Below are 21,783 nucleotides of genomic sequence, written 5' to 3' on the forward strand. Positions count from 1 at the left end.
TCACTGCGTGTTGGGCTGTGATGAACACCATGCCGGTCATTCGCGGCGATCTCTTGACCTCAGACGACAGATTCTTGACCGGAGAGGACAGGCTTGTGACCTGGGGCACGGTTCATTGCGCTCTTGGGGTCGAGTCGGTGCCCGGCGCGGAACTCGGCCGGGCCCATCCCGAACCATCGGCGGCAGGATCGTGACAGGACGCTCTGTTCGGAATAACCCAATTCGTGAGCGAGATGCGTCACCGTCATGTCGGTGTCCCGGAGCCAACGTTCGGCGAGTTCGCGACGGACGCCGTCGACGATGCCGGCAAAGGTGTGGCCTTCGGTGGCCAGGCGTCGCTGCAGTGTCTTGGGATGCAGATGGAACTGTCGTGCGGTGACCTCGAGGGTGGCCGCACCGGTGGGGAGGAGTTGCCGGACGAGATCGCGGACCGCGGAACTCACGTGGCGGTCCTGTCGGCCGATCACGGTGGTCAGGTATCCCAACATGGCCAGGTGGGCCGTCTCGTCGGCGACCAGAGGGCGTGCCAGGTCCGCGGACTGCAGGGTGAAGCCCGCCTTGGTCTCGGAAAATCTTGGCGTGCAACCGAACTCGCGCAAATAGTCCGAACGGGAACCCAGTGGCTCGTGCGGGATGTGCACGCTCAGTGGGGAATACGTCGACCCCAGCAGGAATCGGAGCACGCGTAGGGCCACACCGAGAGACATCTCCATGGCCTGCCGGTGCGGCGGGGGATCGGGAATGAGTAGCCGGAACTCCATGAACGTGGTCTCGGTGGACGGATGTGCGGTGACCTCGATGGTGATCGCGGGGCTGTAGGCGGCCAGGTAGTTCTCGAATACGTGCAATGCCTCGGCCACGGTGCGGGTGGTGCGTGCCGCGACACCGACCGGGCCGAGGATCTCGATGCCCTGGCGGTGTGCCATTCGCCGTCCGAAGTCGGCGGCGCCCGTTGTCTGTGCGGCCGCCTCGAGTACCTGGATCATCGCGACATAGGTGATGAACGAGTCGAAATCACCGACCGCACCGGGCGGGATGCCCGCGCTGCGGAGCAGCGTCTGCCCGTCTGCGCCGAGGGCGGTGGCTTCCTCGAGGAAGCCGGTCAGGCATGTGCCCCGTATCACAAACATGTCCGCAAGTGTCAAACACCGGGTCTCCTGGGTCAAGGTCCGGCCACCGGACACCACCATGGACTCGCCGACGGGTGCGGTGTCCCGGGAGGGGTGTGTCGTCGCGCCGGCCCTCGTCGATCCGAGAACGGATGCTGTCGCCGATTGCTGACGAGTTCCAGAGACCACCAGAGTGCACCGACATGGGCCTTCGCCACGTCCGCCCCGGCCATTCGAACACCCCGCGATAGCGGTTCTCCCCGTCGTGGGCGAGCCACAGCTCCGACATGAAGACCCTCGGAACCCACGAATAGTGGTGTGTTGAGCAGACTCTCGATGCGGAATGCGGCGTGCGCCCACCGGTTGGACCCGACCCGCCGCAACCGTGAGCCGACGATCAGGTGGCGGGATCGGCGACGGTGGCGACCCGGGGGCGTCGACGGTTGCGGTTCACGCGTCTGACGGTGCCGCCGGCGAAGGCGGTCGCCTCGTCGATGCGTCCGGTGGGTAGGTGCGGCGCTACACCAGCAGCCGCATGGTGGTTGGCATGTAGGAGGCCCGTCGGCTCATTGCCACGGTGAACGGCAGCGGTCGGAGGTTATCGGTGGGGTTCGGCGTCGTGGCGATCCTCGGCCCCTGTCCGTGATCGGCCCGGGCTTGTGTCGATCGTGGTGCGCGCAAAGGGATTCGAACCCCTGACCGCTGGTGTGTAAGAGGAAACCGACACCTTATGCGGGGTGTCGCTAGAGTCGCTGTTCTGCCGTTTCACCTGCGGGAATCTAGGTCCGTTGGTCGGTCTCGTAGCAGCCAGTTCGTGCACCTGTTGGCAAGTTCTTGGCAAGTTCCGGGGGTTTATCGAACACCTCAGCGCGCCGAGTCGCCGGCCTTCGGGGAGAACATCGAGGCACCTGCAGACTGTAGGGCGTCGTCGTAGACGTGCCCGTACACGCGCATCGTCAACGCCGGGTCATGACCCAACCACTTCGCGACGACGAGCGGCGGATTCCCGCGGTCGAGCATCAGGCTCGCCGCCGTGTGCCGCGCATCGTGCAGGCGGATCGCCGGCACGCCTGCCTCCTTGGCCTGACGCGAGAACTCCGCCGAGTAGGTCTCGGGCCGGATGGGGGAGCCGTCAGCGTTGACGCCGACCAATCCCGTGTCGGGCCAACCGGGGCCGATGATGAGGCGTTCGGCGGCCTGCTTGGCCTTGAACGCACGTAGCGCGGTGATCACCTCGGGCGGCATCGGGAGCACGCGCCGAGATCGGCGGGACTTCGGGTCGCCGGTCACGGTGCCCTGTCCGGCGACGACAACGCGGCCAGCAACGACTGCGACAGTCCCGGCATAGAAGTCGACGGCGTCCCACCGCAGACCCAGTACCTCGGAGCGACGCAGCCCATATAGCGACAGCAGCCACAGCGGATACAGGCGGTCCTGCTCCACATGGCTTCGGAACTGTTCGGCCTGTTCGTCAGTCCATGTCTTCATCTCGCGGTCTACGATCTTGGGTCGGTCGACGAGGCGCGCGACGTTGCGGACGACGAACCCCTGGGCCATCGCGTCATCGAGGGCGGCGGACAGCTGCACCAGCATCGTGACCACAGTGCGGGCGCTGACCCCGGTCTGGGTGGTCTCGGAGGCTGCGGGCAGCAGGTAGCGGCCGCGGCTGGGGCGTTCGACGTGACCGCCGGCCAGGAGTCTGTCGAGAGCTTTCGCGCCACTCTCCCCGAACTCGAGTGCGACGTCGGCGTAACTGACGCCGTCGGGCTGAGTGCCGACGAACGCGACGATCGCGCGGCTGCCGTCCGACAGTCGCTTGGTGGGTGCGCGCCCGGAGTTCATGCGCCACTCAACCAGATCGTCGATGTGCGTCTTGGTCAGGTGTTGCAGCTGGACCCCGCCGAGACGCTCGATCACGGGTTTGAGTGCGTGTCGGTATCCGGCGAGGGTCACGGGCCGGATGTCGCGGCGTCCGTCGAGCCACCCGGTGAGGAACTCGTCGAGTGTGATCGTCTGTCGCGCAACGTAAGTACCTGCTGCGACTTCGGTGGAGATGCGGCGGTATTCGCGGCGCGCTTCGGCCATGGTGCGGTAGGTGAAGCGTTGTCGGTTGCGGGAGCCGTCGGGCCGGGTGCCGACGTCGATCTGGAACCAGTAGGACACGGTGCCGTTTGCGGCGGTGTGCTTGTTGATGGGCTGCGCTCGGCGCGTCATGTTGGGATTGTATGCGCAGCTTCGCTAGAGTCGTTTTCACGCCGCGCGGGTCGATTGCGTGGCACAGATTGCAGTCGCTGGGCCGATCGGATTCGAAAGCCTCCCGAATGGATCGGCGGTCTCAGATGGGATCCCGTGGGCCGGACGCAGTCTTGAGCTGAGGCAGAAACTCGACACGCATGCCGATTACGGTCCCTTGCGCGGACGGTCTCGCCCGCGCAACCACTGCTGTCAGATCACAACTCGCGATCACCATCCCCCAGACCTCAGACCTCCTCGGTTACAGCGCCACCGCTTGCTACAGGGCAGCCGGCGACCTGTTCCCCGTCATCCAGATCGGCCGAAGCCGACGAGTTCCGTCGCGCGCTATCCGCGAGATCCTCGGCATCGACGATCCGCCCCGAATTGAGGGTGCTGCTGCCGACGCGCTCTCAGCGCTCCTCGCCGCCCCGACGATCTCGGTTGACCAGTACGCGACCCTGTACGGGGTGCATCGTCTCACCGCCTACGAGCATCTGAGGGCCTCTTCCACGGCAATCCGCGTAGGCCGACGCACCCGAGTTCCTTCGGCGCACGTCATCCGCGAACTCTGCATCGAAAACTGAACGCGCACAAATGTATACAGCGCCGCTGGCCGTGGGCCGGGCCGACACCTTCACGACAGGACCCGGACCCCATGCCCTACAACGAGAATGGGCACCCCGCTCCAACAGGGTGCCCACTCGAACTCGACTCTCAACCAGCCGCCCAGACCAGCCACGACCAGTATATCGGCGGCACCGACAATTTCAGTGACGACGCGTCGCCACTCTCGTACGACGACGCGAACAGCCTGCGCTACCAACTCCACGGAATCGAACTGCCCGAGGGGATCGACCGGGATCGCTTCGTGGCCCTACTGACCGCCGGTGTCCGTGACTGTCTGATCCGGGAACTCGACGCGCTCGCCGAGAAGCGTGCGCGGAAGTCTGCTGCGCTGGTCGTCGCCGACGCGAAACCGTGGGGTGAGGTCGGCCGTGCTGTCGCCCAGCGCCGGGCGTGGTTGGTCGCGAACCCGTGGGCAAAGCGGGTGATCGCATGACCGCACCCGACCCGTACGCAGACCTACCACCCATCACCGACGAGCCCGCACGACTGTCTGTCGTCCACCGGGAGCCGCTGCGCGATCGACTCCTCACGGTTGCCCAACTCGCCGACATACGACCACCGACACCTCTCGTCGACGGACTCCTCTACCGAAACACCCTGGCTCAGCTGTCCGCCACTGCAGGCAGTTACAAGACCTTCGCCGCGATCGCCATGAGTTGTGCCCTCGCACTCGGAGAGAACTTCGAAAGCCACCGCGTCCCCACAGCGGAGAAGGTCGTCTACGTCGCGGCCGAAGGAGCATCAGGCCTGCGAGCCCGCATCCTCGGCTGGTGCGAACTCAGCGGCTACGACCCCGAACGCCTCGACGAACAGCTCTACATCCTGCCGTGCCCCGTCCAACTCGGCGACATCGCCGACGTATCCGAGGCGTGCGACCTCGCCCGCGACGTTGGCGCCGGCCTGGTCGTCCTCGACACCCGCGCGAAGTGCACTCTCGGACTTGAGGAGAACAGTGCGACCGAACAGGGTCGTGCGATCGCCGCGGCCGAGCGAATCCAGGAGGCGGCCGGCTGCACCGTGTTCGCCATCCACCACGCCGGACGCAACAGCTCAAGCCCGCGCGGCTCCACCGCGTGGGATGGCGGCGTGTGGTCCGACCTCCGCATGGAAGGCGCTGATCTGCTCGCGAAGGTCAAGTGCGAGAAGCACAAAGACGCCCCGTCAGGGTGCGAGCACCAGTTCCGGATGGTCCCACACACGGTGTCTCAGCACCTCATGCCGGGCGTCGGAGAAACCGCACGTCGCACCCTCGTTGCAGTCTCAAACGACAGTGAGACTGGAGCCCAAAATCTCACGGCCAGTGAGACTAAAGTTTGGGACGCCCTTGAGACTGCCCCCACGGCTGCAGGACTGTCCACCAGCGCCCTCGTCGAACTGTCCGAGACCAGCCGCGCATCCGTGTTCCGAGCTCTGAAAGTGCTGCAGGACAAGGGATATGTACGAAACGTGGGCAGCGAGAAGCGCGCACTGTTCATCGGAACCGAACTCGGCCGCCAGCAGATGGGCGGCCAACCATGATCCACCAGTCTCAAACCAGTCTCACGAAAATCTCACCCGATCGTCTCAGTCTCACCGGGGCCACCACCCTTAGGGTGGCCCGGGATGAGACTCTGCGACTGAGACAGGCCTTCCGAACCGTCGTCAGGTCGGGTGCGTGATGACCGAACCACGACGCTGCAAAGACTGCGCCGACGGACTCAACCGCGACGCCCGATTCCCCGGCCCCCGCTGCTACACCCACCACCGCAACAAACTCAGAGCCGACGCAGCCCGCCAGCACCAACGCCACATCCAGAACACCTACGGACTCGCACCCGGCCAATACGACGCACTCCTCGCCGCCCAAGGCGGCCGCTGCGCCATCTGCCGACGAGCCACCGGCAAAACCCGACGCCTCGCCGTCGACCACAACCACCAGACCGGAGAAGTCCGCGGACTCCTCTGCAGCCCCTGCAACCGCGAACTCATCGGCCGACACCCACCCGACGCACTCCAACGCGCCATCGACTACCTCACCAACCCACCCGCCCGAACCATCCTCAACATCAAGGAGCCAAACCCGTGACCGACGACCCGGCGACAATCGCCACCGACCTCCGCCAACTCATCGCGCACCTCGAACAATCCCGCGACACCCAACCTCAGCGCCTGGCCGACATGCGCACCCAGGCCGACGCCGAACGCGACCACGCCCGCATCGGCGAACCGTGGATGGATACCGTCGGCGCGCTACCGGCCACCGACGAAGCCGGCAACCTCACCGGCGTGATGGGCCTACCGTCACTCGACGCCAAGTCCCTCTGGGGAGCCCGTCTCGCATTCGATCTCGTGTCCCGCGGTCTGCCAGCCAAAGAGATCCTGTCGGAACTGTTCTCCGATATCCGCGACACCGACCACCTGATGCTTGTTCTCGCCGCAGCCTGCGAGACCCTCGCCGAGAGCATCGTCGCGCCGATGCTCGAGGAAATCGAAACCCGAGCGAGTGACTACGACATGCGGGTGTCGCTGGCCGACGCCGCCCGCAACGCCTGGTCCGTCCGATGCGCCGGCGACATCCCCACCGAGGACGCCGTATGAACAACTCTGGGTCGAACAACACCGATCCCTGTGACAGCTCAGGCCCCCAACGGATCACCGACCGCGAACGAGCCACCCAAGCCGTCCACCTCCGCACCCACGGCCACACCCTCGACGACATCGCCGAACGACTCGGCTACTACGACCGGGCGGCCGTGTACCGGGCCATCACCCGATCCCTCGACCGCGTCGAAACGGAGAACGCCACCCAGTACCGCGAACTGATGACCGACCGCTACGAAGGCCTGTTGCGGCGCGCGATGGACGCCCTCGACGACGCCGACGAAGGCCGCGAAGTCGGACGCGCACAACTGCTATCGGCCGCGCGCGGCATCTGTGACAGCCTCGTCCGCCTCCACGGCCTCGACAACGCCCCGGTAGTGACCATCCGATCCGAAACCCAGTTGGATCGCGACATCGCCTGTCTGACGGAGATGGTGGCCGCGATCGACGCCCAACCCGAACAACCTCAACTGCCCGCGCCCGAAGGAGACAACCGATGAACACCCAACGTTCCTACGACCTCGTGAAGGTCGCCGACGCCCTCGCCCGCGACCTCGCGATCACCAACTCCCGAACCCAGGTGAACGAACTCATCGACACCGCAGCCGAACTCGTGGGGGAACGCGCGATGTTCGCGGTCCTGCGTTCAGCGCTCACCACACTCGTCGGTGCCCACTTGCACGGCACCGATGTGGTCGACCGATTCGAACTCACCGCAGGCGCCGCGCTCGCGCCCTCCCTCTTCGACCCGGAAAGTCTGCGCTGATGAGCATCTTCCGACGCACCCCCGAACCCGACTCCGCACCGGTCGCCGCCACCGAGATCCCAGGACCGGAGGTGGTGGCACGCTTCCGTCCGTGGCCCGTGGCTGCCGCCTGGGCCGAAACCGCAGGCATCACCTCCTCCGACGGCCGGCCCGTCCGACGCACCCGATACGGCACCCATCAGCCCCTGACCACCACCGAACTCCGCACACGCCTCGCCGAGTACTCCGCCCAGTGCGGGTGGCCGACCGACCGACCCGTCGGACGCCTCGACGCGCTCGAAGAGGCTGCACGCGAAGTGCTCTCCACGTTCTACAAGACGCCGACTACCACACCCGACAAGGTCGACCCATTGGCCCCACCACCGGCTTGGTCGCGTCGCGGGGATCAGAACGCACTACCCGATCCCGTGAACGATCCCGGCTCGGTCGCCGAGGTCTTCGTGCGTGAGCAGTGCTACACGAGCGAAGGGCGTGCCGTCGCCCAGATCAACGGTCAGCTCCACGCATGGGACCACAAGAGTGCCCGATGGCAGGTGTGGGGCACCCACAGCGACCTCGCGGCCACGATCGACGCCTGGATGGCAGGGGAACGGTACTGGCTCGACGATTCCTCGCTGCATCCATGCGGCGGAGCCACCACGGCGATCGTCGGATTCGTTGGGACGCTCCTGCGGATGCCAGGCGAGGGGTGGCCGTCCGGGCCTGCTGCTGTCGCGGCCTACGACCACCTGGCGACCCACCAGACTGCGCCGTCGCGGACCCATCTCGACGTGCCTGGCGCCTACACCCCGACCGGAGGTATCCGATGACCATCAACTACTCCCTGTGGCGCATCAGCTTCGGTGATCACGAGATCGTCGAGGATCGCGAACCTGTCGAGGCGTTGGCCGCGGTGTTCGCCGAGCAGGGCATCGAACACTACGTGCACCGCAGATTCGACCACACCGGGCCGTGGATGCTGGTCGGCCATGGGTAGGTCTGCGATTGTGTCCGTTGTGAGTGAGGAACTTCGGGCCGTCGCGGCCGAGGCGTTGTCGGCGGCGTTCTCCGGGCCGCCCGCGCAACGTCTCGCGGATGCGGCGGCGGTCGCCGATCACCTGGAACGGGTGCTCGTGGCGGTGGAGTCGGGCGAGGTTTCGGCGACTGCCGCGGAGGCCTTGCGCATTGAGGGGGCGATCCTGGCGTTGCGGGCGATCACCGGCAGTCGGTGACGTCTCGTCATGCACTCGGAGTAACACTGACGGCGGAACCATGTAACGGTGACGACCGTCAGTGTTACACTCTTGGGTATGACCACCGCGATCCCCGGCCGCCGACGCCGCAAGGCCGCATCCGCACCAGCGAACACCGCCGTCGCCTATGTGCGCGTCTCAACCGACGAACAGATGCAGTCCGGTGCCGGACTCGCCGCCCAGCGCGCCGCGATCCAAGCCGAGGCCGACCGCCAAGGCTGGACCATCACCGGATGGCACGTCGACGACGTCTCCGGCGGTATCGCACCCGACAAGCGACCAGGACTGTCCAACGCCCTCGCCAAGGTCCGCAACCGAGAGGCCGCGATCCTCGTGGCCGCGAAGCTCGACCGACTGTCACGGTCGATGTCGGACGCGGCCGGCCTTCTCGACCTGTCCGCGCGCGAAGGGTGGCAGGTCGTCACGTGCGACATGGCGTTGGACACCTCGACGCCCCAGGGTCGCGCGGCCGCGCACATGACGATGACGTTCGCCGAACTTGAGCGCGGCATGATCTCCCAACGGACGCGTGAGGCGCTGGCGACCCGTAAGGCTGCCGGGGTTCAGCTGGGGAAGCCGACGAAGCTGCCGGATGAGGTGCTGCGGCGGGTGATCACCGAGGCGTCGCAGGGTCGCAGTCTCCGTCAGATCGCCGCCGGGTTGATGGCCGACGGGATCCGGACCGGGTCGGGGAGTGAGCGGTGGTCAGCACAGCAGGTGCGGCGAGCGCTCGATTGTCAGCGCTCTGAACACCTCACCGCGGAGATGTTCGGAGCCTGAAGGTGGGACTACCTCGACAGCCAGGCGTCGGCGAACGCTGCAACCTGGGTGTCCGACAAGGGCGGTAGCGTGTCGGGGTTGATCGCGGCGACGCGTTCCACGAGAGGCAACTTCGCCCGCGCCGCCAGTGACTCATCGTCTGTCCCCGGAGTCCACTCGACGGCATCGCACGGTTCCGCGTGAGGGCGTCTCCGAGTCCTCCGCAATACAGCGATCATGACGTCCCCACCGCGGAGGGAACATAGACGCGGTGCTCCGCCCCAGTGACCGACCGCAACGGATCCAGCCGCGCCACCGCCGACTTCCGACGAGCGTCCGGAACCTTCGTATACACCGCCGTCGACTGGATCGTCTTGTGTCGCATCAACTCCTGAACCGTTCGGAGGTCCGCGCCGTCATCGAGGAGGGTCGTCGCATACCAGTGCCGCAGGCAGTGCGGCGTCCCCGGCACCTCGGCCCTCCGCATTGTCCTGCTGACCACATCCGACACCGACTTCCCGTGCATCGGGGTGTGCGGATGTCCGCGCATCGGGAACCAGTAACCCTTGGCCGGCATCGTCGACGCCGCCTCGATCAGCGTGGGGTGCAGCGGTATCGACCGCACCTTGCGGCCCTTTCCCTTCACCCACAGGACGCCCGCGCCTGCGTCGACATCCTCACCCCGGACTCGTGCGATCTCGGACACCCGAAGTCCGGCCAGTAGTGCGAGGAGGATCATCACGCGCGTTGAGCGCCACATGCGCGTCGAGAGCAGGCGCACCACGTCGTCATCGGAGACGGGCCGCGGCTGCCGATCCGGGTAGTGCGGGGTCCCCACCTTCATCATCGGGTTGTCTTCCCGTCGGTCGGTGACCTGCAGCCACTTGAACCAGGACGACAGATACGAGTGGTAGGTCGTGACAGTCGAGTCGGACCACTCGGGGTGCGAGTGAAGCCATCCGACGATGTCGCCGTCGCAGCTGCGCGCCGGTTCGACGTCCATCTCGGCACCGAACAGCGCCACAACCCGGATGCGTTCGGTGATCGTCACCAGGGACAGGCGCTGGGCGTGCTGCCACACACGCCACGCGTCGAGGTGCACCATGATCGGGGCGGTCATAGCGACTCCACCGCCTGACGCTTCCGATCGTCGGTCACGCGCGTGTAGATGGCCGTGGTCTGTAACGACGAATGCCGCAGGAGTTCCTGAACCGTACGCAGATCCGCGCCGGCCTCGAGTAGTCGAGTTGCGAACGTGTGCCGCAACTGGTGAGCCGTCGCGTCAACATGGTTGCGCAGCATGTGCATTCGTAGACGCTCACTCACCTCACGGCCACCGATGTGGCGGCGCCGCTGCGACGGAAACCAGTAGCCGGTCCGTGGCATGAGTGCCGCGTGTTCGATGATCAGCGGGTGGGCAGGGAGCACATAGATCGCTCCGCCCTTTCCGCGGACGCGGAGTGTGCGGGTCGCGACGTCGAGGCTGCGGGCTTCGAAGCGCGCGATCTCGGCGACGCGTAGGCCGGCGAGCCCCGCGAGGAGCAGCATCGCCTTGACGTCGGCTACCAGGTTGGGCCGCGATCTGCGTGTGGTGAGGGCTGGAGTGTCGACCAGGGCGTCGAACTGGTCCGTGGCGATTGGTCGTGGTTGTGCCACTGGACGTTTCGCGGGTCTGATCGCAGTCATCGGGTTGTCTTCGCGGCGGCCCGTCGCGTTGGCCCACCGGTAGAAGGTCATCAGGTGTGAGTGGAAGACGCTGCGAGTGACCGACGCGCGGTCTGATCGGCCCAGCCATTCCGCGAGGTCGCCGGTGGTGGCGTCGATCAGGGTCGTGCCGGTGTCGCGTTCGACTCGGCGCATGGTTCCGACGCGGTCTTGCACGGTGCGACGCGTCTTACCTTCGGCGTAGAGGTGGGTCGCCCAGTCGGTGATGTAGTCGCTCATGCCGCAACTCCGAGGATCAGGGCGGTGGCCTTCGCGTGCGCGTCGAGCGCTTCGGTCGGCTGGTCGAAGACCTGATTGCCGACCGCGTGGATGCGTTGCGCGCGCCACCACAGGCCGTCGACACCGCGGTACACGAGGTCAATCAGCAGGGTGACGCCGACGGTGCGGGCGTCGGACGGTGTCAGCCCGTCGAGTGTGCGTGCCTCACGCAGCAGGAACACGACATCGAGGAGGACGTCGGAAAGGGCTTGGTTGTGGCTCGTGGCAACGATTGCGGCACGTTCGGCCATGAGTTCGTAGACGCTTGCGGGGGTGGGGTCGGTAGGGTCGCTGTGCATCGTGTCTCCTGATCTCGGGATGTGGTGCATGAAACCCTCGGCGGCGTTCTTGGCGGGATGCGTCGGGGGTTTCTGTTGTCGTGCGTGAGTGACGGTAGCCGCTCCAGCACATGTCGTCCACCCCTTAGATGCCGAATCGTGTTGTGGGACAACAGGATGCTGCTGTGACACTGTGTAGTGTTCCAGCAGTTCTCGTTGTTCTGCGACCTCTGCCGACCGACGCCGATTACCGACTCCGACGTGCACAGACGTCACGGACCGCCGGCCACTTCGAAGAGGGAGAGAAGGCGGCGCGAGGCGGCCAGATGGCATGACGGTGACCACGGAGAAATCCGGTCGATCGCTGTGCCTTCACGACATCGTCAGTGGCCGGTCCTACCCTGTGGGGTAGTGCTGCTGGCCGTGGGCCGGGCGTCTGTGGAAGGCCGCCGCGTTGACAGCACCTTGGGCCGAGGCTCGGGTCGAAGCCGAACTGGATTTCGGCAACATCGACACCGAACTCCGCACCCGCCTCACGGCGGCGGTCCAACTCGCGTCACGTGAGGTTCAACGCGAGTTCGACCAGATCCAACGCCGCGCGTCGTTGCGGGCCGGGCAAACGGCACGCGAGTGGGAGAACGCATTCCAACGCATCCGGGTGGCTGCGCAACGCACCAGCACGGCCCTGGCGAACGGGTTGAAGGCCGAAGTGAAGGTCGACCTCGACCAGGCGTCGGTGAACGCGGCCCGCGCCCGCCTGAATCAGGCGTTCGCCGACGCGTTGAACGTCAAACTCGAAGTCAACAACGGCGACATCACGTCCATGGCGACCGCGATCCGCACCGCGCACGCCAAACTCCAGCAGTGGCTGGACGCCAACCCACTGAAGGTGCGGATGGACGTCGACACGTCCTCGCTGCAGGGCGATCTCCGGGCCGCTCACTCTGCGTTACAGGCGTGGCTGCTGTCCAACCCTCTGCGGGTGCGGGTGGACGTCGACCAGAACGGCATCAGCCGACTCACCCGATCCATGTCCGGCAGCGGCAACAACAGTCTCCTCGGGGCCTTGTCGAAGGTGGGGTCGAAGGCTCTCGATGTGACGAAGACGGTCGCGAAGTTCGGGGCGATGGCTGGTGCCGCGACCGTCGGGATTGCGGGGTCGTTGCCGACGGTGGTGGCGTTGGGGGCGGCCATCGCGAGTGTGGGGGCGGCCGGCGCGGGCGCCGGTGTCGCGGGGATGACCGCGATGATCGCCGCGGCGGCCACGTTGAAGGTCGCGTTCTCCGGGGTGGGGGATGCGTTGACGAACGCGTTCGACCCGGCGAATGCGGAGAAGTTCAACGAGGCGATGGCGAAACTGTCGCCGCAGGCCCAAGGCTTCGTGAAGTCGATCCAGGGCATCAACAAGGCGTGGAAAGACTCCGGTGCCCAACTGGCGGTGCAGGATTCGTTGTTCGCGGGTCTGGGAGCGAAGATCTCCACGCTGGGGACGCAGATGATGCCGGCGGTGCGGGCATCGATGCTTACGGTGGCTGATGGCTTCAACGAGGGCGCCAACAGTGCGTTGCGGTTCGCGAACTCCACCACCGGTGTCGCCACGTTGCAGGACATCCTTGCGGGGTCGTCTAACATGGCTGCCAATTTCGGTGCGGCACTGGGGAATCTGGTTCCGGGGCTGGCGGCGATCGGCGCGGGTGCGGCGACGGCGTTCTCGCCGCTGACTGACGGGATCGGTGGGGCGACCCGCTCTCTGTCGACCATGCTGGTGGAGGCGAACAACTCGGGTCAGATCTCGCGGTTCTTCCTCGATGCGGTGGAGGTGGCGCGCCAGTTCGGGGCTGTGTTGCAGCAGGTGGGTGGGATTCTCGCGGCGGTGGGGTCGGCGGCCGCCGAGGTCGGGAACGGCAACGCCATGGCCGGAATCACTGACAGGCTGCGTGAGGTCAACGCATTCTTCTCCGCCGGAGAGGGGCGCGCCGCTCTCGTCGGCTACTTCGGCGCGATGCAAGCCGCCGTAGGCAGTATTCTGCCGATCCTGATGAACGTCGCCGGGATCATCGGCACCACCATCGCCCCCGCCATCGCCGGACTCATCACGCAGATCGCGCCGGCCATCAACCATCTGATCGGCATGATCGGTGTCGGCTTGAACTCGATCGCCCCCGCGATGGCTCCGTTGGGTGCGGCGATCAACTCCATCGCGGGTGCGTTGGCGCCGGTGATGCCGATCCTCGGGCAGATCATCGCTCAGGTCGTGCAGATCCTCGGACCGATCATCGGGTCACTCGCCACCGCATTGTCCCCGGTCCTGCAGGCCATAGGGCAAGGGCTGTCGGCAGCGTTGACCGGGCTCGCTCCGCTCGTTGGCCCAATCCAGCAACTTTTCGCCGCGCTGTCGCCGATCATCACTCAGATCGCGGCAGCCATCGGCCAGTTCGTAAGTGCCTACTTCGCCACGCTGATACCGATCGTGTCCGGGGTGATCTCAGCTATCGCGGCTGTGCTGCCCGTGGTGCAGGGCCTGGTGCAGATGCTCACGCCACTGGCCCCGGTCCTCGGTGTGATCGCGGCCGCTGTCGTCGCCGCGATCGCTGCGTTCCGCATCTTCAGCGTGGTCACGTCGATCATCAGGGGCGTCCAGGTCGCGTGGATGCTCCTCAACCTCGCGTTCACCGCATCCCCGATCGGCCTCATCATCGTCGCGATCGCGGCCTTGGCCGCCGGCCTCGCCTTGTTCTTCACGAAGACCGAGACCGGCCGCCGCATCTGGGACGCCATCTGGAACGGCATCAAAGCCACCTTCTCCGCCGTGTGGAATGGCATCAAGGCGGCGTGGGATGCGGTGTGGCCCGTCCTCGAATCCGGGCTACGTGCCATCGGTGCAGTCGTGGGATGGGTGGCCGACCACTGGAAGATCCTCCTCGCCGTCCTCACCGGACCCATCGGCATCATCATCGGACTCGCCCTGAAGTTCGGGATTCTGCAGGCCGCATTCCGGGCCGTCGGCACCGCTGCAACGTGGCTGTGGCAGAACGCCATCCAACCCGCATTCTCCGTCATCGGTTCCATCATCTCCGGGGTGTGGGCGGTGGTACAGCTCGTGTTCCAGGGGTGGGTGACGATCTTCCAGGCCGTCGGTGGCGCGGTCATGTGGTTCTGGAACACGGTCATATCTCCGGCGTTCGCGGCGATCGGCGCGATCATCTCCGCGTGGTGGGGTGTGGTGTCCGGGGTGTTCAACTTCTTCGTCGGGTTGCTCACCACCATCGCGGGAGCGGTCGCGGGGTTTGTGTCGTCGGCCATCGGATGGTTCGCGAACCTCGCATCCACCGTGTGGGGCACCATCTCCGGGTGGGTGTCCAACATGTGGGGTGCCATCTCCGGGTTCGTGTCGAATGTGATCGGCGCCATCAGTGGGTTCGTCGGGCAGGTCATCGGGTTCTTCGACAGCCTCGCATCATCGGTGATTGGTTCGGTCACCAACCTGTGGAACACCGTCCGCGACGGCTTCACCAACGGCATCGACGCCGTCCTCAACGCCGTGACCGGCATGAAAGACAAGATCGTCGGATTCTTCTCGTCCGCCGGATCATGGCTCGTCAACGCGGGCAAGTCGATCATCCAGGGCATCGTCGACGGCATCCAGTCGATGGCCGGCGCGATCGGCAACGCCATCCTCAACATGATCCCCTCCTCAGTCCGCGGTGTTGTCAGTTCGGCGCTCGGTTTGTGGGTGGGGGGCATGATCCCCGCCTACCGCAACGGCGGACTCATGCAGCTGGCGCGGTTCGCCGGCGGCGGGCAACAAGGCTCAACGCAGAACGTCGGGCAGCCCGGTAGCTTCATCGTGAACGCGAACGCCACCCGCCGAAACCTCGGGCTGTTGCGGCGCATCGCACCACACGGCAAGCAACTATCCGGGCCCGGTAACGGCACCTCGGACTCGATCACTGCGGTGTGGGGTGGGCGTGCCCGGGCCCGGGTGTCCCGCGACGAGTATTGGGTTCCGCCGGGCGATGTGGCGGGCATTCTGCCGATCCTGCTGGCGATCAACTCGGGTGCGAACGTGATGCGCGGCGCCCTCGCGGATGGGTTCGCCGGTGGTGGTGTGATCAGCGATGTCCTCGCTGCGGCGAAGAACATCGTGAACTCCGGCTACGTGTGGGGTGGCTGGGGTAACGGGTGGAACACGGACTGTTCCGGCGCGGCGTCCTCGATCGCGAATCTCGCTGTCGGGAAGGGTGACCCGGGAACGGGGGAGCGCACGGCGACCGGCGGGATGGGGGCGTTCCTGCAGGCGCGGGGTTTCCTGTCGGGGATGGGTGGCCCGAACGACGTGTCCATCGGGTGGTCGGACACGCACGCCGCCAGCACGATTGCGGGTACGAATGTGGAGCACACCGGGCCGGAGGGGACGCCCGGCAAGTACGGGGGTGACGCGTCCGGGGCGGACTCGCTGCCGAATCAGATGCATCTGCCGATGGAGGGTGACCCGTCGGGGACTGCGGGGGCGGTGCCATCCACGGGGACACCGTCGATGGGGTCGTCGACGCCGATCGGATCAGGCATCTCGTCGTCGGGTGGCTCCGCGTCGTGGGGCAACTCCGGTGGCGGGTCGAAGTACAACAGTGCGGATGATGCGAAGAAGGCGGGGGTGACACCGGTGTGGGTGGAGAACTGGCCCGCCAGCATGGGGGGCGGCTCGACGTCGACGGTGCCGACCACCACACCCGTCGACACCGCCACCCCCTCAGCTACTGCGTCGTCGGTGGACACTATCCCCCTGCAGCAGAATCCGGACGGTACGTGGACATCCACCGATCCGGAGTGGGCGAAGCTCATCAAGCGGGAGTCCGGTGGGGATCCGGACATTGTGCAGCAGGTGCAGGACGCCAACTCTGGTGGTAACGAAGCCTCCGGCCTGTTCCAGATCGCGTTGGGCACGTGGAAAGCCAACGGCGGCGAGAAGTACGCGCCGTCTGCCGGTGAGGCCACCCCGCAGCAGCAGGCCGAGATCGCGGCGAAGATCTTCAACGAGAACGGCGGCTCCCCGTGGGGGTCGGGTGCGGGGCAGAACTTCGGCCGTGAGGATGAGGAGAAGTTGCGTGCGGGGATTCAGCGTGCGGGGGCGGTGCCGACTACTCCGGAGGGCACGGTGCCGGTGACGGTCACCAATCCGGAGGCCACACCGCAAACCACAGTCACCCCGACGACGGAAACTCCGACCCCCACAACTGTGACTCCGTCGACGGTGACACCCTCGGCAACTCCAGCCGCCACCACGCAGCAGGACCGGTTCAAGGTGGACTCCACCATCTCGGGCACCGCCGGCGGCTACACCGACAACGCGCTACAGCAGGGCATCGATGCGTTCCTGAAGGATCACCCGGGACTGCTGGGGTCGTGGGACAACTCGACGGCCACCACCAGCCTGGGGAAGCGGGCGGGGTCGGTGGCGTCGACCGCGTTGGGTGGGCAGTTGTCGTCCGCGTTGGGGATTTTCGGCCTCGACTCGACTCCGACTCTGTTGCAGGCGATCTCGCAGTACGACCAGGACAACCGCAAGCAGGGCACTGATGCCGCGACGAAGAAGGATCTGTTGGATGCGGTGAACGACATTGCGCGGTCTGCGTGGCAGGCCGGGTCAACGACGGTGAACGTGTACGGGAACACGAATGCGGATGAGGTCTTGGCGAAGTCTGACCAGGAACGGCGCCGCAGAATGCGCAGGTACGTGAAGTGACGCACCGAAGTCTCGACGTTGTCGACCTCATTTCGCACATCCTGCAGGGATCGGCCGATCTTCGGGGTGCGTCGTGCGTCGCCCGGCCCCGACTGTTCGACCCTGACATCTCGTACTCAGACGCCGGATTCCGAAGCCAGGCTGAGCGTGAGCAGGCGGTGAAGGCGCTGTGCGTGGGGTGCCCAGTTCGCGGCGAGTGTTGGGAGTGGGCGACGTCGGGAGCTCGGGTGGTCGGCCCCACTGCGGCAACGATGTTCGTGGGCAGTGCACTTCGCGTGCGGCCGTCTCGTCAGAGGTCGATGTCCTCGGGTTCGACTGGGGCGCCGACGGCGAGCACGCGCCAGTGATCCAACCCAGGGACCTCGTCGGGTGACTGGGGCCGGCGCACCACGGTGACGATCGTTCGCTGGTCGGGATCGGCTGAGTCGAGCAGCAGCCACGCCACTCCTGGCGCTGCGAGGACTGGTGGAAGTTGAAGGGTTCGGCCGACCATCGCGTCGATCACTTCGCCGCGGCGCACGATGAACTCGGTCAGGCTCTCCTCGGCGGCGACCGCTCCGAGTTCCGGCATCGCGTTGCGGACTGCGTCTGTCGTCGTCACGTCGAGGAAGTGCGGGAAGAAGAGCGTGAACGCGAGGACCGGGCCGAACTGTCCGTTGGCGTCTGCTGATTCGAGTGCTCGACGGATGTTGTCGCCGTTCGTCATTGGTGTGCCCCTTCGAGGTTATCGACGAGTTCGGTGATGAGGTGGCGGCACTCGATAGCGTCCGCGTAGTCGGCCAGCAAGGCGCTCAGGGCGTCGTCACCGAGGTGCCGCATCAGGATGCGGGTTGATGCGCCGAGTTGCGCGTCGGCGCGTGAGAGGCGACGTTGGGCGGCTGCGATCAGGTCACTGTCCATGTTGGGGGGACTCCTGGGGGCGGGGGGTGGCCGCCCCGCCCCTTTCGGGGCCGGGGCGGTGCGGGGGTCAGATTCGGTGGGCTTCGATGAGTTCCCAGGCCATCTCGATCTCCTCGTCGTCGAGGCGGGCGTGCCGGCCGAACGGGCCGAAGCTGCCGTTGATGTCGGCGAGGGCGCCGTCGAGGTCGAAGTCCTCGGTGTCGGTGATGTCGAGTTGGGCGGCGAGGGCGGTGGTGGTCATGTCGGGCCTTTCGATGAGGGTGGGTGAAAGTTCAGAGGGGCTGCCATCCACATGTCGGCGAGGGGGATGCTGTTTGCCGCCGTGTAAGGGTTTGTTTTCCGTCCCGGCCCCTCTGAACTTGTAACGCTAGTCTAGCGCGCTTGCCCAGCGACGCGCAAGTCTAAGCGGGGCAAATCTGCTAGACTACTTCGCGTGGATGAACACGAGGCACTCGAAAGGATCGCAGCAAACCGGCACAAGCGGGACGAGCACACTGCTGCGATCGCAGCGCTCGACGAAGAACTCGCCGGCCCCGACGGCCTCGTGCGGGCCGCATTCGACGCCGGCGCCACCGGCCCGCGCATCGCGTCAGTCGCGCGACTGTCGAAGCAACGCGTCTACCAGGTGCGCGACGGGGTTCGGTGACGCCTACGCCGAGGCCGCGCCTGTCGCGCGTTCGAGAGCCTCAACCAGTCGCATGACCGCAGCACGTTCGACCTCCTCGGCCAGCGTCTGCGAGGCGTCGGGCAGCTCCCGAAGAACAGCCAGCAGGGTGGTGCCCTCGACCCGATGCGATAGCGATCGCCACTCGGGATCTGAGTCGATACCGCGAGGCATCGCCGCAGCGTACGCGAGTGCCTCTGTAAATCGGGGCCACGAGGTCGGGCTGACAGCCGACGGGAGTCCCATCGTCAGCCGCTGCAACGGGGGCGCGGCGATCTCCTGCAGCAAGCTCACGGCGGCGTCCACGTAATCGAAGTCCTGGACCCACCCCGTATCGCACAACGCGCGTTCCACGCGGTGTTCGGACACCATGCGCGCGGCACTCCAGACGATGCCCGACGGGCTGGAGAGAAGCCTGTCCTCGCCGCGGAACGTCACCGCGGCGTGCATCAACTCGTGGGCCACGATCCGGGCGGCGTCGCCGGTTGCCGCTCCGTACGTGACGGTCTGGGCCTCGATATCGACCAACCGGCCGTTGAGCAGAATGCAGCACCCGTCGTCGAGGTTGAGGGTCTTCGCGGCGGTCACCGAGTCTCCTCGATGCATGCTCGAATACGTGGTTGACCCCGTCCTGTCGCGGACGCTCGCGGCCAGGTCGTTGGTGAGGATCAGCGTGATGTCGGGCAGCGGGACATCCGGCGCCCTGCCGGTGGCGTCGTCCAAGAGTGCTTCGACATGGTCGAGGTCGGGATTGCGTGAGTAGTACTCGACTCCAACTGTGAATTCCACGGCACCTCGTCGACTTGTTCGTGCTGGCAAGTTCTTGGCAACTTCGGGGGTTTTCGCTTCGCTCTGAGTTGGCCGCCTGGCGCTCTGAACTGCGTAAACACTGGTGCGCGCAAAGGGATTCGAACCCCTGACCGCTGGTGTGTAAGACCAGAGCTCTACCGCTGAGCTATACGCGCGGGTCGGTCGGCGAGTGCCGTACCAACACATGAATGTAGCCGGTGAGGTGCGTGACACCCAAACCCGCGGTCGGCGGCATCGGATAGGTGTCACCCGACGATCGGCGGCAGCGCGAACAGCACGATCGTCGACCACACGACGTGTGTGCACACGGGGGCGAGAACGCCACCGGTGGCGCGTCGCAGGACCGCGCACACGGTCCCCAGGATGATGGCGGCGAACCCGAGCATCACGTTGCCGCTGGCCAGGGTGGCCGCCACGTAGATCACCGTCGAGGTGATGATCGGTCGATGGGGGATGGCGGCGGTGAACACCGCGCCCCGGAAGAACAGTTCCTCGGCGACCCCGTTGCCCAGGGTGATGACCGCGACGAGGGCGAGGTTGCCGCTGTCAGCGAAGGCCAGCACCTGCCCGATCAGGTCGTTGAGCGGGGGGATGAGGCGGGTGAAGAAGGCGCCGGCGACGAAGCACACGCCGACCGCGACACCGACGAGGACGCCGAGACCGGCGGCGGTGCGTATGTCGGCGGTTCCGTTGACGGCGAATCGGCCGGCCCGTAGCGGGCCGCCGAGGACACCACCGATCACCCACACCACGCCCAACGCGATGGTCAGTGGGTAGAACGAGGCGTCGCCCGGCGTTGCCGACAGCGAGAACCCCAGCAGCACGGCGCCGACCACGAGTACGCCGGCGACGATCCGGCGTCGTCGGCGTTGATGTGTCGGTGCGGTCGTCTCGCCGTCGGCGGTGAGCGCGCGGTAGGCGGCGGTGAGTCGGGCGTGTGAGTCCACGTCGTCAGACTGGCAGCAGAGTGCGTCCGAGTCGACCCGCGGTGCCGGCAGCCGAGGTGATCGCCCCGGCGATGCGTCGACGCAACCGGGGCACGTCGCCGCCGGCCCAGGACGGGTCGGTGGTCGCCAGATGGTGCGGATCGCGCAGGGCGCACACCGATCGCGGGGCCGGCGACGAGACCGCCGCACGCACGGCGTCGCGCATCGGCGTCAGGCCACCGGCGGGATCGGGTACCAGGTCGCGAATGCGATGTTCGGCGGCACGCATCGGGTGATCGAGCGAGGTGATGAGTTCCTCGGTGAGCGACGACGGGATGGGCACCAGCACGCCGGCCACCTTCCCGACGAGTCGCGTGCCCACGAACGGCACCGAGAAGCGCACGCGCGGCATCCGGATGGAGTCGAGGTAGGCGTCGAGCACCGACCGGTACTGGCAGGAGTCGGGCCCGGCGATGTCGTAGTCGCCGGGTGGCAGGCCCGGGTCGCAGGCCGCCGACAGGTAGTGCAGCACATCGCGAATCGAGATGGGGTCCATGGGGTTTCGGGTCCACGAGGGTTCCGGGATGACCGCCAGACGATCGCCGACGTACCGGATGATCTCGAACGACGTGGAACCCGCGCCGACGATGACCGCGGCCCGTAACCAGACGAGGTCGGCGCCGCCGTCGACGCGCAGCGCCTCGCCGGCGTCGGCGCGGCTGCGCAGGTGCGCCGAGAGCTTCTCGCCGTCGGGGACGAAACCGCCCAGATAGATGATGCGACCCACGCCCGCGTCCCGGGCGGCCGCGGCGACGTGGGAGGCCGCCCGACGGTCGGCGTCGGCGAAGTCGGAGCGACCGATGCCGTGCACCAGGTAGTAGATCGCGTCGAGGTCACCTGCCCTGCTCAGGGCACGCGACACCGAGTCGGCGTCGTCGGCATCCATCGACACCGCGGTGACGTCGTCGAACCAGTCGAATCGCGCCAGCCGATCGGTGTTCCGCGAGGTCACGACGACGTCGTGCCCGGCCGCGAGCAGCGTGCACACGAGTCGTGATCCGACGTAACCGGTTGCGCCGGTGACCAAGAGCCTCATGAGGCCAACGTAGGTGCGATGTGCGGGCTGCGGAATCGGCCGACGCGACTCGTGGCGTAGTCGCAACGGGTCCGC

General features: G+C 66.5%; 26 protein-coding genes and 1 tRNA gene. 15 read left to right on the top strand and 12 right to left on the bottom strand.

Annotated features, from left to right (window positions below; genetic code table 11):
• Positions 1 to 59: 59 nt before the first annotated feature.
• Entirely contained in the window at positions 60 to 1,130 is a 1,071-nt protein-coding gene (locus ABLE94_RS02880; protein ID WP_348808022.1) for an AraC family transcriptional regulator, read from the bottom strand.
• On the opposite strand from ABLE94_RS02880, the gene ABLE94_RS02885 reads away from it, so the two are divergent.
• Positions 1,129 to 1,281 carry a hypothetical protein gene (locus ABLE94_RS02885; RefSeq protein ID WP_348808023.1) on the top strand — a complete coding sequence of 51 codons (153 nt, stop codon included), beginning with the start codon at positions 1,129 to 1,131 and terminating at the stop codon, positions 1,279 to 1,281. The genes ABLE94_RS02880 and ABLE94_RS02885 overlap by 2 nt on opposite strands.
• A gap of 692 nt (positions 1,282 to 1,973) precedes the next feature.
• On the opposite strand, the gene ABLE94_RS02890 is transcribed toward ABLE94_RS02885, so the two are convergent.
• On the bottom strand, positions 1,974 to 3,323 hold the full coding sequence (locus ABLE94_RS02890; RefSeq protein ID WP_348808024.1) for a site-specific integrase: 1,350 nt from the start codon (positions 3,321 to 3,323) through the stop codon (positions 1,974 to 1,976).
• Positions 3,324 to 3,502: 179 nt separating this feature from the next.
• Here ABLE94_RS02890 and ABLE94_RS02895 point away from each other — a divergent pair, with 179 nt between their 5' ends.
• The 11 genes from ABLE94_RS02895 (at position 3,503) to ABLE94_RS02945 (ending at position 9,329) form a co-directional block, all read left to right on the top strand.
• A complete protein-coding gene (locus ABLE94_RS02895; protein ID WP_348808025.1) occupies positions 3,503 to 3,928 on the top strand; it encodes a hypothetical protein in 426 nt (141 codons plus the stop codon).
• 71 nt (positions 3,929 to 3,999) lie between these two features.
• Entirely contained in the window at positions 4,000 to 4,404 is a 405-nt protein-coding gene (locus ABLE94_RS02900; protein ID WP_348808026.1) for a hypothetical protein, read from the top strand.
• Positions 4,401 to 5,489, top strand: coding sequence for an AAA family ATPase (locus tag ABLE94_RS02905; protein ID WP_348808027.1), 1,089 nt, complete (start codon positions 4,401 to 4,403; stop codon positions 5,487 to 5,489). The genes ABLE94_RS02900 and ABLE94_RS02905 overlap by 4 nt, the downstream gene beginning before the upstream one ends.
• A 139-nt stretch (positions 5,490 to 5,628) precedes the next feature.
• Positions 5,629 to 6,036 (top strand): endonuclease VII domain-containing protein, encoded by a 408-nt coding sequence (locus ABLE94_RS02910; protein ID WP_348808028.1) that lies wholly within the window; start codon positions 5,629 to 5,631, stop codon positions 6,034 to 6,036.
• Positions 6,033 to 6,548 carry a hypothetical protein gene (locus ABLE94_RS02915; protein ID WP_348808029.1) on the top strand — a complete coding sequence of 172 codons (516 nt, stop codon included), beginning with the start codon at positions 6,033 to 6,035 and terminating at the stop codon, positions 6,546 to 6,548. Before ABLE94_RS02910 ends, ABLE94_RS02915 begins: the two co-directional genes overlap by 4 nt.
• Positions 6,545 to 7,051, top strand: coding sequence for a hypothetical protein (locus tag ABLE94_RS02920; RefSeq protein ID WP_348808030.1), 507 nt, complete (start codon positions 6,545 to 6,547; stop codon positions 7,049 to 7,051). Before ABLE94_RS02915 ends, ABLE94_RS02920 begins: the two co-directional genes overlap by 4 nt.
• Positions 7,048 to 7,317 (top strand): hypothetical protein, encoded by a 270-nt coding sequence (locus tag ABLE94_RS02925; RefSeq protein ID WP_348808031.1) that lies wholly within the window; start codon positions 7,048 to 7,050, stop codon positions 7,315 to 7,317. Before ABLE94_RS02920 ends, ABLE94_RS02925 begins: the two co-directional genes overlap by 4 nt.
• Positions 7,317 to 8,126, top strand: coding sequence for a hypothetical protein (locus tag ABLE94_RS02930; RefSeq protein ID WP_348808032.1), 810 nt, complete (start codon positions 7,317 to 7,319; stop codon positions 8,124 to 8,126). Before ABLE94_RS02925 ends, ABLE94_RS02930 begins: the two co-directional genes overlap by 1 nt.
• Positions 8,123 to 8,293, top strand: coding sequence for a hypothetical protein (locus ABLE94_RS02935; RefSeq protein ID WP_348808033.1), 171 nt, complete (start codon positions 8,123 to 8,125; stop codon positions 8,291 to 8,293). Before ABLE94_RS02930 ends, ABLE94_RS02935 begins: the two co-directional genes overlap by 4 nt.
• Positions 8,294 to 8,312: 19 nt before the next feature.
• A complete protein-coding gene (locus tag ABLE94_RS02940; RefSeq protein WP_348808034.1) occupies positions 8,313 to 8,528 on the top strand; it encodes a hypothetical protein in 216 nt (71 codons plus the stop codon).
• Positions 8,529 to 8,606: 78 nt separating this feature from the next.
• On the top strand, positions 8,607 to 9,329 hold the full coding sequence (locus ABLE94_RS02945; RefSeq protein WP_348808035.1) for a recombinase family protein: 723 nt from the start codon (positions 8,607 to 8,609) through the stop codon (positions 9,327 to 9,329).
• A gap of 214 nt (positions 9,330 to 9,543) precedes the next feature.
• Here the strand turns inward: ABLE94_RS02945 and ABLE94_RS02950 are convergent, their stop codons facing one another.
• The 3 genes from ABLE94_RS02950 to ABLE94_RS02960 are packed head-to-tail and all read right to left on the bottom strand — an operon-like array spanning position 9,544 to position 11,590.
• A complete protein-coding gene (locus ABLE94_RS02950; protein ID WP_348808036.1) occupies positions 9,544 to 10,428 on the bottom strand; it encodes a tyrosine-type recombinase/integrase in 885 nt (294 codons plus the stop codon).
• Positions 10,425 to 11,252 (bottom strand): tyrosine-type recombinase/integrase, encoded by an 828-nt coding sequence (locus ABLE94_RS02955; protein WP_348808037.1) that lies wholly within the window; start codon positions 11,250 to 11,252, stop codon positions 10,425 to 10,427. Before ABLE94_RS02955 ends, ABLE94_RS02950 begins: the two co-directional genes overlap by 4 nt.
• Positions 11,249 to 11,590 carry a hypothetical protein gene (locus tag ABLE94_RS02960; protein ID WP_348808038.1) on the bottom strand — a complete coding sequence of 114 codons (342 nt, stop codon included), beginning with the start codon at positions 11,588 to 11,590 and terminating at the stop codon, positions 11,249 to 11,251. The genes ABLE94_RS02955 and ABLE94_RS02960 overlap by 4 nt, the downstream gene beginning before the upstream one ends.
• A 433-nt stretch (positions 11,591 to 12,023) precedes the next feature.
• Between ABLE94_RS02960 and ABLE94_RS02965 the strand changes: the two genes are divergently transcribed.
• Both ABLE94_RS02965 and ABLE94_RS26390 read left to right on the top strand, forming a co-directional pair.
• On the top strand, positions 12,024 to 17,312 hold the full coding sequence (locus tag ABLE94_RS02965; RefSeq protein ID WP_348808039.1) for a transglycosylase family protein: 5,289 nt from the start codon (positions 12,024 to 12,026) through the stop codon (positions 17,310 to 17,312).
• A complete protein-coding gene (locus ABLE94_RS26390) occupies positions 17,309 to 17,659 on the top strand; it encodes a WhiB family transcriptional regulator (protein ID WP_425476122.1) in 351 nt (116 codons plus the stop codon). The genes ABLE94_RS02965 and ABLE94_RS26390 overlap by 4 nt, the downstream gene beginning before the upstream one ends.
• Here ABLE94_RS26390 and ABLE94_RS02970 read toward each other — a convergent pair.
• From ABLE94_RS02970 to ABLE94_RS02980, 3 genes are all read right to left on the bottom strand, one after another.
• Positions 17,602 to 18,018: a hypothetical protein gene (locus ABLE94_RS02970; protein ID WP_348808040.1), complete on the bottom strand. Its 417-nt coding sequence runs from the start codon at positions 18,016 to 18,018 to the stop codon at positions 17,602 to 17,604. The two genes, ABLE94_RS26390 and ABLE94_RS02970, sit on opposite strands and share 58 nt — an antisense overlap.
• Positions 18,015 to 18,212, bottom strand: coding sequence for a hypothetical protein (locus ABLE94_RS02975; protein ID WP_348808041.1), 198 nt, complete (start codon positions 18,210 to 18,212; stop codon positions 18,015 to 18,017). Before ABLE94_RS02975 ends, ABLE94_RS02970 begins: the two co-directional genes overlap by 4 nt.
• A 67-nt stretch (positions 18,213 to 18,279) precedes the next feature.
• Complete coding sequence (locus tag ABLE94_RS02980; RefSeq protein WP_348808042.1) at positions 18,280 to 18,453, bottom strand: hypothetical protein; 174 nt, start codon at positions 18,451 to 18,453, stop codon at positions 18,280 to 18,282.
• 192 nt (positions 18,454 to 18,645) lie between these two features.
• Between ABLE94_RS02980 and ABLE94_RS02985 the strand changes: the two genes are divergently transcribed.
• Positions 18,646 to 18,858, top strand: a complete 213-nt coding sequence (locus ABLE94_RS02985) for a hypothetical protein (RefSeq protein ID WP_348808043.1) — start codon at positions 18,646 to 18,648, stop codon at positions 18,856 to 18,858.
• A gap of 3 nt (positions 18,859 to 18,861) precedes the next feature.
• Here ABLE94_RS02985 and ABLE94_RS02990 read toward each other — a convergent pair whose 3' ends face one another.
• From ABLE94_RS02990 to ABLE94_RS03005, 4 genes are all read right to left on the bottom strand, one after another.
• Positions 18,862 to 19,665 carry a hypothetical protein gene (locus tag ABLE94_RS02990; RefSeq protein ID WP_348808044.1) on the bottom strand — a complete coding sequence of 268 codons (804 nt, stop codon included), beginning with the start codon at positions 19,663 to 19,665 and terminating at the stop codon, positions 18,862 to 18,864.
• Between the two features lie 101 nt (positions 19,666 to 19,766).
• Positions 19,767 to 19,841: transfer RNA gene (locus tag ABLE94_RS02995), tRNA-Val, on the bottom strand.
• A 90-nt stretch (positions 19,842 to 19,931) separates the two neighbouring features.
• The gene (locus tag ABLE94_RS03000; protein ID WP_348804173.1) at positions 19,932 to 20,633 is read right to left on the bottom strand and encodes a CPBP family intramembrane glutamic endopeptidase; all 702 of its coding nucleotides are present in this window, start codon (positions 20,631 to 20,633) and stop codon (positions 19,932 to 19,934) included.
• 4 nt (positions 20,634 to 20,637) lie between these two features.
• Complete coding sequence (locus ABLE94_RS03005) at positions 20,638 to 21,708, bottom strand: NAD(P)H-binding protein (protein WP_348804172.1); 1,071 nt, start codon at positions 21,706 to 21,708, stop codon at positions 20,638 to 20,640.
• Positions 21,709 to 21,783: the final 75 nt, after the last annotated feature.

It is taken from the genome of Gordonia sp. VNK1 (assembly GCF_040049135.1).
Taxonomy (GTDB): Bacteria; Actinomycetota; Actinomycetes; order Mycobacteriales; family Mycobacteriaceae; genus Gordonia; species Gordonia oleivorans.